The 10,457-nt window shown below is 58.3% G+C and carries 9 protein-coding genes; 2 read left to right on the top strand and 7 right to left on the bottom strand.

Going from position 1 to position 10,457, the window contains the following annotated elements; translation table 11 throughout:
• Positions 1-366: 366 nt before the first annotated feature.
• The 3 genes from K8W16_RS11785 to K8W16_RS11775 all read right to left on the bottom strand — a co-directional run bounded on the left by K8W16_RS11785 (position 367) and on the right by K8W16_RS11775 (position 2,233).
• Positions 367-924, bottom strand: coding sequence for a Fe-S-containing hydro-lyase (locus K8W16_RS11785; RefSeq protein ID WP_304124087.1), 558 nt, complete (start codon positions 922-924; stop codon positions 367-369).
• A 9-nt stretch (positions 925-933) separates the two neighbouring features.
• Positions 934-1,779 carry a fumarate hydratase gene (locus K8W16_RS11780; protein ID WP_304124085.1) on the bottom strand — a complete coding sequence of 282 codons (846 nt, stop codon included), beginning with the start codon at positions 1,777-1,779 and terminating at the stop codon, positions 934-936.
• Positions 1,780-1,984: 205 nt separating this feature from the next.
• Complete coding sequence (locus tag K8W16_RS11775) at positions 1,985-2,233, bottom strand: TM1266 family iron-only hydrogenase system putative regulator (protein ID WP_304124082.1); 249 nt, start codon at positions 2,231-2,233, stop codon at positions 1,985-1,987.
• 575 nt (positions 2,234-2,808) lie between these two features.
• On the opposite strand from K8W16_RS11775, the gene hydG reads away from it, so the two are divergent.
• The gene (hydG, locus tag K8W16_RS11770; protein WP_304124081.1) at positions 2,809-4,227 is read left to right on the top strand and encodes a [FeFe] hydrogenase H-cluster radical SAM maturase HydG; all 1,419 of its coding nucleotides are present in this window, start codon (positions 2,809-2,811) and stop codon (positions 4,225-4,227) included.
• Between the two features lie 342 nt (positions 4,228-4,569).
• On the opposite strand, the gene K8W16_RS11765 is transcribed toward hydG, so the two are convergent.
• From K8W16_RS11765 to K8W16_RS11755, 3 genes are all read right to left on the bottom strand, one after another.
• On the bottom strand, positions 4,570-5,598 hold the full coding sequence (locus K8W16_RS11765; protein WP_304124079.1) for a metallophosphoesterase: 1,029 nt from the start codon (positions 5,596-5,598) through the stop codon (positions 4,570-4,572).
• A 475-nt stretch (positions 5,599-6,073) separates the two neighbouring features.
• Positions 6,074-7,252: a GTP-binding protein gene (locus tag K8W16_RS11760; RefSeq protein ID WP_304124077.1), complete on the bottom strand. Its 1,179-nt coding sequence runs from the start codon at positions 7,250-7,252 to the stop codon at positions 6,074-6,076.
• Between the two features lie 87 nt (positions 7,253-7,339).
• A complete protein-coding gene (locus K8W16_RS11755) occupies positions 7,340-8,584 on the bottom strand; it encodes a GTP-binding protein (protein WP_304124075.1) in 1,245 nt (414 codons plus the stop codon).
• Positions 8,585-8,899: 315 nt separating this feature from the next.
• Between K8W16_RS11755 and K8W16_RS11750 the strand changes: the two genes are divergently transcribed.
• Positions 8,900-9,226 (top strand): TSCPD domain-containing protein, encoded by a 327-nt coding sequence (locus tag K8W16_RS11750; RefSeq protein WP_304124073.1) that lies wholly within the window; start codon positions 8,900-8,902, stop codon positions 9,224-9,226.
• A gap of 145 nt (positions 9,227-9,371) precedes the next feature.
• Here the strand turns inward: K8W16_RS11750 and K8W16_RS11745 are convergent, their stop codons facing one another.
• Positions 9,372-10,292, bottom strand: coding sequence for a patatin family protein (locus K8W16_RS11745; RefSeq protein WP_304124072.1), 921 nt, complete (start codon positions 10,290-10,292; stop codon positions 9,372-9,374).
• Positions 10,293-10,457: the final 165 nt, after the last annotated feature.

Here is a 10,457-nt window from a genome sequence, read left to right as displayed (position 1 = left end):
AATCAGGATACTATGACAGTTTCTTTATAATTTTGTGAATAGTGTCTCACAGGGCGCAAAGGAGAACGGCGCAGAGGGGAGAGCATCTTGCTTCGGTAAGAAACAGGACGGAAGCGAACGGAGAAAACAGGCTGGACAACATGTCCTTACAAGGGCGGGCGTATGACGGGTAGCGGGGCAAGGTGTCCGCCGGCAAAAAAGCAGGGACATGCTCGCAGCTGGAAAGGAGGAGGGCGCTTTTTTTCTGAGGAGGAAAGCGCCGCCCGGGGAAACGTCGGGCAGGAAAGAACGATGCAGGGGCGGAAAGCACGCATGGCTGCCCCGGAGAGTACGGAGCAGCCATGCGTGAGACGGGTCTGAGCGGCGTCAGATGTGCTGATAGGGCTTTTTGCCTTCCTCGTACTGGTCGACGCCGAAGCAGTCGGCCACCACAGTGACGGGGAAGTTTTCTACTTCCATGGCTGCCAGAGCTTCCGGCCCCAGTTCCGGCCAGGCCAGTACGGTATAGGAACGGATGCAGCGGGCAATGAGCGCTGCGGCCCCGCCCGTGGCGGCGAAGTAGACGCAGACGTTTTCCTTTATGGCGTTCATGACAGCCTGAGAACGGTTGCCCTTGCCAATCATGCCGGCAAGGCCGAGCTTCAACAGCCGGGGGGTGTAGGCGTCCATGCGGCCGGAGGTGGTGGGGCCGGCGGAACCTATGGGGGTGCCGGGTTTTGCGGGAGAGGGGCCCACATAATAGACGAGCTGGCCTTCAGGATCGAAAGGCAGGGGAAGGCCCGCATCGAGGGCTTCCGTCATGCGCTTGTGGGCGGCGTCTCGAGCCGCGTAAATGGTACCGCTGATAAAAGCGAGATCGCCCGCGTGCAGCTTCCGTATGTCGTCTTTGGAAAGAGGCGTGACCAGATGATGGGTGGAAGGCATGGCGTTTCCTCACAGAACGGCTTCCGCATGGCGCGCGGCATTGCAGTTGATGTTGACGGCCACGGGAAGGCAGGCGATATGCGTGGCGCAGAACTCCACGTTCACCTTGAAGGCGGTGACGCTTCCTCCAAGCCCGGCCGGGCCGGTGCCGAGTTTGTTCACCATATCCAGAAGCTCTTCTTCCAGCCTGGCATAGCGCGGATCGGGGTTGCGACTTTCCACATCGCGCGCGCAGGCCTTTTTGGCGCAAAGGCAGGCCAGCTCCATGTTGCCGCCTATTCCTACGCCTATGACCATGGGAGGGCAGGGGCTCGCGCCGGCATGGCGCACGGTTTCCAGCACGGCTTTTTTTACGCCTTCGATGCCGTCTGCGGGCACGAGCATATACAGAGCACCCTTGTTCTCGCTGCCCGCTCCCTTGGGGGCGAGGCGAAGGGTGATGCGATCCCCCCCTACAAGACGCGTATGGATGACGGCGGGAGTGTTGTCGCCGGTGTTTCTGCGCTCAAAAAGGGGCTCTTCCACGGAAGACTTGCGCAGATACCCTTCGGTATAGCCTTTGGCCACGCCCTGATTCACGGCGTCTTCAAAAAGTCCGCCCGTGATGTGCACCTCCTGCCCTATCTCGGCAAAGACCACGGCCAGCCCGGTATCTTGGCAGAGAGGGACGTGTTCCGTCTCCGCTATGCCTGCGTTTTCGATGAGCTGGTCGAGCACGTCGCGCCCTGTGGGCGAAAGCTCTTCTTCTCTGGCTCGGCGCATGGCGGCCAAGGTGGATTTCGGCAGGTTGCAGCAGGCTTCCACAGCCAGGCGCGCCACGGTGTCGCGTATGAGATCGGCGGAAATTTCTCGCATGATATCTCCCGGATGCGTGAATTCGCCCCAACATAGGACTTTTTTCCGGGAAAATAAAGCGGCGTTCCGTTTGGCAGGAACGATTTCCCAAGGCATGCTTTTCGCCATGAGGATGGTTTTGGAGTAAGATTTCCGCTTGTTCGGCTCTTCCCCGGGCGCCCGGCCATGCGGCCTTTATCGCGCATGGCCGGGGAGGGCGGGGCAGCTACATCTTCGTGATGACGGATTTTACGGAAACATGTTCCAGCTGGCCGATTTTCCCGGTCATGGCGGAAATGGCCTCATTGCTGCCGTCCACGGCAAGGGAGATGATGGATACTCCGCGATCGCGGTAGGGGATGCCCAGACGGCCGACGATGATATCGGCATACTGGTGCAGAATGGCGTTCAGGGCGGCGGAGGCTTCGATATCTTCCACAATGATGCCGACGATGCCGAGGCGGTTTTCTTCCATGGTCAGAATCCTTTGGCTGAGGGGAACCTTCGGGCGCGAAGGCGGCGGAGCGCACAGTGTTTGAAAAGCGCGGGATGATGCTTCCAGCAATGGAGCGGCCTGTCAAGATATGAGAAAGAAAAGCCCGGCGGTACCTGTCTGCAGGGGCGGACTTTCGGGAAGCGGACATAGGGAGTGCACCTTTCTCAGGTCAGGAGGAGGGAACGAAAAGGCTTCATTAAGGGAGCGTCATGGGCGGCGCATACTTGTTTCCTGCCTCTGAAAACGGGTGCAGGCCCCTCTTGCCTCCCTGCTGGGAAAGCGTATGATACCCCCATCCGACCGGCGGATTCATCTTCCGGGAGGAGCGCCGTCTCTGCGGCTTTTTTGTTACGGTATCCCGACTGCGAAGAGTGCCTTTGTGCGTTCCGGGCAGAAAGGTCTGTGCCGCCCGCCCCCTGTGTCTGGGGGTATCGTATTCCGGGCGCCTTTCCTTGCGGGAAGGCGCCTTTTCTTTCCCTTGGGCGCCTTGTCTGAACGGCAGTTTCTGCCATGGCCGGTTTTACCGGGGCGGCCTGTCCGCCGGGGGAATCTTTATGTACGATATCCGCTCTCTTGACGCCAACGAATTCATCGACCATGCCGAGATCATGTCCTCGCTGGAAGAGGGAAAAAAGGCGGCCCTAAACAGGGCCGTCGTGGAAAGTATTCTGGAAAAGGCGGCCTCCTACCAGGGGCTTACGCACAGGGAAGCCGCCGCCCTGCTCTATGTGGAGGATAAAGAGATTCTTGAGCGCATGTACGCGCTGGCCCGGAAGATCAAGGAACATATTTACGGCCGCCGCATCGTTATGTTCGCGCCTCTGTACCTTTCCGACTACTGCGTGAACAACTGCCGTTACTGCGGGTTCCACGCAAGCAACAGGACGGTGCGACGCAGGCTTTCCCAGGAGGAACTGCGCGAAGAGGTGCTCGCGCTGGAGAAGCTCGGGCATAAGCGACTTCTTCTGGAAGCCGGGGAAGACGATAAGAACTGCCCCATCGACTATATCTTGGAGTGCATGCGCACCATTTACGACACGAAGCTGCACAATGGTTCCATACGCCGCGTGAACGTGGACATTGCCGCCACTACGGCGGAAAACTATCGCAAGCTCAAGGAAGCCGGGCTGGGGACCTACATTCTTTTTCAGGAAACTTACCACAAGCCCACCTATGAATTCATGCACAAAGGCGGACCCAAGGCCGATTATGAATGGCATACCGAGGCCATGGATCGCGGCATGCTTCACGGCGGGCTGGACGATGTGGGCATAGGCGCGCTTTTCGGCCTGTACGACTGGCATTATGAGGTGATGGGCCTGCTTATGCATGCCGAGCATCTGGAAGCCGTGGCGGGCGTAGGGCCGCACACCATTTCCTTCCCGCGGCTTCTGCCTGCCGAAGGGGTGGACTATTCCGCCTACAAGCTGGTGAACGACAGCGATTTCAAGCACCTTATCGCCGTGACGCGCCTTGCCGTACCCTATACCGGCATGATTCTCACCACGCGGGAATCCGCCGAGTTCCGGCGTGAGCTTCTGGATATCGGCATGTCGCAGATGAGCGCCGGTTCCTGTGTGGGAGTAGGCGGCTATGCCCACCCCGGCCGTGAGGTCCCCGGCGAGGCCCCGCAGTTCCGTCTTGCCGATGAACGTAAGCCGGAAGACGTGCTCAAAGGCCTGGTGCGCGACGGATACCTGCCGAGCTTCTGTACGGCCTGCTATCGCTCCGGACGCACCGGCGACCGCTTCATGCCTCTTGCCAAAAGCGGGGAAATCAGCAACTGCTGCCAGCCCAACGCCTTGCTGACGTTCAAGGAATATCTGCTCGATTATGCCGACGGGGAGCTGAAGGCTCTCGGCGAACGCATGATAGAGACGGAAGTCGGGCAGATTGCTAGGGAGAGTATCAGAGTACGGACCTTGGATTACCTGAAAAGGCTGGAAGCAGGGGAAAGGGATCTGCGTTTTTAGAATTATCCGTCGGTGCTGCCGGGGCCTGCCCGTGTCCGTAGGCGGGCCCGCGCAGGGAGAGGAAAGGGCGAGTCACATTCCCGCGGGGCGGCAGTTTTCGGCATGTACTGTGGAATAAATGCCGTGAGTCCATAGCCTGCTCCGGATGAGGTCTTCAGGAAAAAGAGGAGAACCTCCGCCGTGAGCGAGGTTCTTTTGCGGTAAGGAGCTCGCATACTGTTCCATGGAGGGTATCTCCCCAGAAAAAGCCGGCTTCTCCGGAAAGGAGGGCCGGCTTTTCGGTACTAAGCTCAGGCAAGTTCATGCCGGGTAGGCAGTTCCCTTCCCGGAGGGGAGAAAATCTCAGGGGAAAAACAGTCTTCGGGAAAGGGCGATGGTATCTTCTCCTCTGCCGATCCATACGAATCGGTCGTCTCTCAAAGAAGTATCGCCGCGGTTCCAACGGTAGGCCACCAACGGGCCTCCGGAAACGGCGCTGAAGTCAAGGCAGGCCACCATCGGGGAATAGAGGCGTATGTCTTCACCGGGGCTGCGCCAGTAGTGTCCGAAGAAGGTAGGGTACTCCACAGGCAGGGCCTCCCAGGAACCCGGAGCGGGGCGGGCCTCTTCGGGGATGGAGGGAATATCGTCGCAGCCCATGAGCGCCATATCCCGGCAGGTTGCGCCCGTCCCCTGCCACCATTTGACGCGCATGCGGTCTCTTTTCCGGCCTTCCTTGTCCACCAGGGTTATCCCCTGCGGCAGGACGATTTCAGGTCCCTTGAGCAGCATTTCCACAGCCTGATATTCACAGTTGTTTTTGTTGCTTCCGGCACGCAGATAGCCCGCTTCGGTGAGGCGGGGGGCATCGTTGCGCCCGGTGAGCATGCTTTCTCCGCCGCATTCGTTGTTGAGCAGTGCGCACATGGCATCCTGAGCCCAGCATGCGTGCACCATGTGCAGACGGTTTCCGTCTCCACCGAGATCGCCGAGTTCCAGCCAGAGGGGAAGGCTGCGCATCCACTGCACCCACGGCAGGTATTCATCTCCAAGCTGTTCCAGCGTGTCGATATGCTGAACTTTATGCTTGTCCTCGTGGCCGCGGAGATATTCGCCGGGGCTGTCGGGATCGGGTATGTTCCAGCAGACGGCATTGAATTCATGGTTGCCCATGAGACATTCCGCCGAGCCCGCTTCCCGCATGTTGCGCACTATGGTCAGAGTTTTCAGGATCTGAGGCCCCCGGTCGATGTAGTCGCCGAGAAAGATGACCATGCGGTCGGGGTGCCTCCACGCTCCCCCGCTTTTTTCATATCCCAGGCGGGAAAGCAGAGCCTCCAGCTTGTCCGCACAGCCGTGTATATCACCTATCACGTCGTAACCATTCAGCATATTTTACTCCAGAAGGCGGCGGGCAGGGCCGGGAATCCCTGAAAAGGGCCTCTGCCCCTGAAAGTGAACTCAGTGTAACATAAGAAATATAGAGATAAAAGAGGAGTGGAGATATATTTATGGAGCGGTGTGCATGAAGTTTGTCTGTTCTTGCGGCGGAAGACTTTTCAGACTTTGTTACAGGTCTGGAGCGGGTGTTTTGCAGGGGACGGAGAAAAAAAGAGAAGCCCTTTCTTTCCCTTGTTACAGGAAAAGACGCGGCGGAATATGTGTCATGCAGGGGAGAATACGGCGGGCGGAAGAAGGCGCTGTGCTGCGTCGCCTTTTCGATAGAGGACGGGCAGGAAGGCCTGGCCGCCTTCAGAAGAGCCCGATATCGGGCCCGGTTCTGCGTCCTGTCAGGGCGGTAATTTCGGTACTGGGTATGCGTCAGGCTCCAGCCGTCCCCGTCTTTCCGGGGCAGATATTGCCGGGCTCAATCAAGGCCCAGACAGGCGTCCAGCTCTGAAAATATGGCTTCTTTGTCCATGTGCCTGCCGATGAAAACCAGCTTGATCATGCGGTCGCCGTAGCGTTCGTCCCAATTGCGGTCTAGTTCCGGATTGGCGCGGCGAGCCTCCCGGCGTTGCTGTTCCGGGGCCGTGGCCATCCAGCGTCCGAAGGGAGTGGCCACTGTCTGCCTTCCCGCCTGCTCGAACATATAGGACATGGAGGGGTTTTCCCGGAACCACACAAGCCCCTTGCAACGTATGACGTTTTCCGGCCAGCTCATTTCCACAAAGGCGCTGAATTTTTCCTGGTCGAAAGGGGCGCGGCGGAAGTACACGAAGGTGGAAATGCCGTATTCCTCGCCGTGGGAATGGCCTTCCGTATGTTCGTGATGATGTTCGTGCCTGTGGCCGCCGTGAGGGGCGCCGTGCTCCGCTTCCCCCTCGTGTCCGGCGTGGGCCTGGAGCGCGCGTATCCATCCGGCGGATCTGCCCGCACGGGCGAAGTTGAAACTGTGGGTATTGAGGATATCCTCAACCTGAACTTTCCCGTAATTGGTTTCCATGATGGAAGCTTCCGGCTGAAGCTGCCGGATGACGGCCCGGATTTCGTCAAGCTGCTCCCGGGACACTTCATCTGCCTTGTTGAGCACCACGGCGGTGCAGAATTCGATCTTCTGGATGAGCAGGCTTTCCACATCGTCGTCATCGTTTTTTCCCAGGAGCTTTTTCCCGCTTAAAAATTCGTCGGCCATGCGCATGGCGTCCACCACGGTGACGACGGCATCCAGCCTGCACACCGTGGGCATGACTTCGTTGCCCAGGGTAATGGCTTGGGCGATGGGCATGGGTTCGCAGATGCCGCTGGCTTCGATGAGAATGTAGTCGAAGCGGCAGGTGGCGATAAGGTCGAGAATTTGCTGGAGCAGATCTTCTTTAAGGGTACAGCAGATGCAGCCGTTGGACAGGGGGATGAGGCTGTCGTCCATCTCTACATTGCCGCCTTTTTCAATGAGTGCGGCGTCGATGTTCACTTCGCCTATATCGTTGACGATGACGGCGACTTTATAGCCTTCCTGATTGGAAAGAACATGGTTGAGCAGCGTGGTTTTGCCCGCGCCGAGGTAACCGGTGAGCAGCGTGATGGGAACGATGTTTCTGCGCATGGGAATGTATTTCCGGCATGGCCGGGCTGAAGGGAGCGGCATGCACCGCAAAAACGCTCGGCCGGGAACACCGGCCGAGCGAAGAGTTTATTTTTCCAGGCATGCGTCAAGCGCGGCACAGATAGCCGCCTTGTCCATGTGCTGGCCTATGAAGACCAGCTTCTGCATCCTGTCGCCGTAGGTTTCGTCCCATTCCTCGTCGAGCTGTTTGTCCACCCGGCGTTCGGCGGCCTGGCGCTTGGCAGGGGCGGCGGCTACCCATTCGCCGTAGGGCGAGGCAGTCATCTGGCGGCCCGCCTGTTCGTAGAGGTAGGCAGTGTCCGGCTCGTCGACGAACCAGATGAGGCCCTTGCAGCGTATGACGCTGGAAGGCCAGGCGTCGTTGACGAAATCTTCAAACTTCTTCTGGCTGAAGGGGGCGCGGCGGAAGTACACGAAGGTGGAAATGCCGTATTCTTCGCCGTGCTCGTGGCCGTCGTGATGATGGTGGTGATGCCCGTGCCCCTCCTCATGCTCATGATGTTCGTGGTGTTCATGGGCGTGATCGTGCACGCAGTGGCCGTGCTCATGGTCGCATGCGGAATGGTCTTCCTCATGCTCGTCTTCTTCTGGAGCGTCGGCTTCCAGAGCCTGTACCCAGCCTATGGAGGCGCAGGCACGGTCGAAATCAAAGCGGCCCGTATCGAGAATGGCCTTTACGTCCACCTTGCCGTAGTTGGTTTCTATGATGTTCGCCTCGGGCTGAAGCTTGCGGATTACGGTTCTGAGCAGACCGAGCTGATCGGGGGTAAGGCCGTCCACCTTGTTGAGCACGATGGTGGTGCAGAATTCTATCTGCTGTATCACGAGGCTCGCTATGTCCTCTTCTTCCAGGTCTTCCTCCACGAGCTTCTGCCCGCCCAGGAATTCATCCACCATGCGCTGAGCGTCCACCACGGTGACGATACCGTCCAGCCTGCATATCTTGGGCAGGGATTCATCGCCGAGGCAGAGCGTCTGAGCAATGGGGAGAGGCTCGCAGATGCCGCTGGCCTCGATGAGGATGTAGTCGAATCTGCCGGATTCGATGAGGTTAAGCACCTGCTCCAGAAGATCGCTTTTGAGCGAGCAGCAGATGCAGCCGTTGGAAAGGGGGACGAGGCTGTCGTCCACCTCAACGGTTCCTCCCCGGGCGATGAGGCTGGCGTCGATGTTCACTTCACCTATGTCGTTGACGATGACGGCAACCTTGTAGCCTTCCTGATTGGAAAGAACATGGTTGAGCAGCGTGGTTTTGCCCGCGCCGAGATAGCCGGACAGAACGGTGATGGGAACTATGCGTCTTTTTTTCATGTATGACCTTCCTGAAAGCGCGGATGCGCGTTGATGGCGGGATGCGGCGGAGTCGGAAAAAGACCGGCGCCGTACCGGAAGCGGCTTTTTCCCGGGCGGGCCGGAGAGCGCTCGCCCGGAGAAAGGATAGGGCAAAATCGAGCGGCGTCAACCTTGCTTTAAGGGAGTATACCGGAAACGACGGCTTCTCAGGGGAGGGCGGGGAGAAAGTCTCTTCCCTTACAAAAAAGTCCGGCCGGAGAAAAACGGCCGCGCCGCCTTGCCAGAGGCGTGAGATTTTCGTAAGACTCTGTTTTCCACAACGGGAGGATATCCATGCAGTTTGTCTTCATACCGGAGCGTGTGTGCTCCAAAATGTTCATGATAGAAGTGGATGAAAAAAGCCGCGTCATCACCAGGTTCGACTTCAAGGGCGGCTGCCCCGGCAACCTTCAGGGCATAGGCCGCCTCATGCGCGGCATGCATATCGACGAAGTCATCAGCCGTTTTGAAAACATGCCCATCTGCCCCACCTCGAAGGTATCCTCGTGCCCTGAACAGATCCGCCGGGCCATGCTGGACCTTCGCGCCAAGCTTGATACCGGCATGGTGCAGCCGCAGCCCCATTTCGGGCTGGAATCCTTTGCTTCCCTGAAAAACTAGGTGGAAATCTTGCGTTTGCACCGTCAGGCCCCTCCGGGGCCTTTTTTATGACGGAAGGAGAATGAAGGCGGTTTTTCTCGGGGATATGCCCAAAAACGCATTTCCCGCGCTTTGCCGCACCGCCTTTCGGGGGACGGAGGGTATTTCAGTCTTCTTCCCTTCCCAGGTAACGCTTCAGGGAAGGCATGGCGTTTTTCGCATCGTGATAGCCCAGCCAGTACCACTCTCCCAGCTTTTCCAGATTCTTTTCCATGCGGCCTATGTCCATGAAGCGCGAAGGGCTGATGACGAAGACTCGGCCTTTTCCGCTCAGAAGCGCGATATCGTCGCAGAGGCGGTTGTAGTCGGCATTGCTTTCTGCCAGGGAACAGGCCAGGGCTGGCCATGTTCTGCCGTAGACGAGGCGCGCAAGTCTGCTCCCGGCCGAAGGGTCGCGCCGGTAGTCGTCGGGCCGCGTTTTGATGACGACGATATTGTGAAAGTCGTTTTTCAGCGCCCAGTGTATGGGTATTTTGCAGGAACAGCCTCCGTCGAGGTAGGGATTCCCTCCCATGTTCACCATTTGGGAAATATACGGCATGGTGGAGGAAGCCCGCGTGGCCAGCATGATATCCGGGCAGACACCTTTTTCAAAGTATTCCGCCTTCCCGGTGCGGCAGTTGGTGGCCACGGCCACAAAGCGCCGCTCCGGACGCATGAAGCGTTCAAGATCCAGCGGGTCGAGTTTTTTGGAAAGTTCTCCGAACATGAAGTCGAAGCCGAAGGGGCTGCGGTTGCGTATAAAAGCGCGGAAGCCGAAATAGCGCGGGTCATGTCGGAAGCGCAGGGGGCTGCGCGCAGAGCGGCCTATCTGGCCGGATACATAGCTTATGCCGTTGAGCGCACCCGCCGAGACTCCGATGGTGCACTGAAGGTTGACCTCCTCTTCCATAAGCGCATCCATGACGCCCACACTGTAGGTGCCGCGCAGCGCGCCGCCTTCCAGTACGAGGCAGCCCTGCGTGATGACGGAGGATGCCTGTCCGCGAGGCAGGCGGTCGAGGCCGGAATATACTTTTCTGTTCATGATATTCTCCCTGGGAAAAACGCCGTGAACGGCGTCATATTGTCTTTTCCCGTGGAGGTGTATGCCAAAAACAGGCAGTAAGCTTTCCGCGGGCATATTTTTTATGGTATGGGAATATGTATGATTATGCTACAATATTATGGAACTGTCGAGAATATATTATGG

Source organism: Mailhella massiliensis, assembly GCF_020741395.1.
Lineage (GTDB): Bacteria > Desulfobacterota > Desulfovibrionia > Desulfovibrionales > Desulfovibrionaceae > Mailhella > Mailhella massiliensis_A.
Note: the sequence above shows the minus strand (reverse complement) of the source record. Positions and strands in the feature narration are given on the sequence as shown.

Bases quoted from the DNA above. Each gene is read 5' to 3' on its own strand.
- K8W16_RS11785 (WP_304124087.1), bottom strand. From the start codon at position 924: ATGCCTTCCACCCATCATCTGGTCACGCCTCTTTCCAAAGACGACATA.
- K8W16_RS11780 (WP_304124085.1), bottom strand. From the start codon at position 1,779: ATGCGAGAAATTTCCGCCGATCTCATACGCGACACCGTGGCGCGCCTG.
- K8W16_RS11775 (WP_304124082.1), bottom strand. From the start codon at position 2,233: ATGGAAGAAAACCGCCTCGGCATCGTCGGCATCATTGTGGAAGATATC.
- hydG (WP_304124081.1), top strand. From the start codon at position 2,809: ATGTACGATATCCGCTCTCTTGACGCCAACGAATTCATCGACCATGCC.
- K8W16_RS11765 (WP_304124079.1), bottom strand. From the start codon at position 5,598: ATGCTGAATGGTTACGACGTGATAGGTGATATACACGGCTGTGCGGAC.
- K8W16_RS11760 (WP_304124077.1), bottom strand. From the start codon at position 7,252: ATGCGCAGAAACATCGTTCCCATCACGCTGCTCACCGGTTACCTCGGC.
- K8W16_RS11755 (WP_304124075.1), bottom strand. From the start codon at position 8,584: ATGAAAAAAAGACGCATAGTTCCCATCACCGTTCTGTCCGGCTATCTC.
- K8W16_RS11750 (WP_304124073.1), top strand. From the start codon at position 8,900: ATGCAGTTTGTCTTCATACCGGAGCGTGTGTGCTCCAAAATGTTCATG.
- K8W16_RS11745 (WP_304124072.1), bottom strand. From the start codon at position 10,292: ATGAACAGAAAAGTATATTCCGGCCTCGACCGCCTGCCTCGCGGACAG.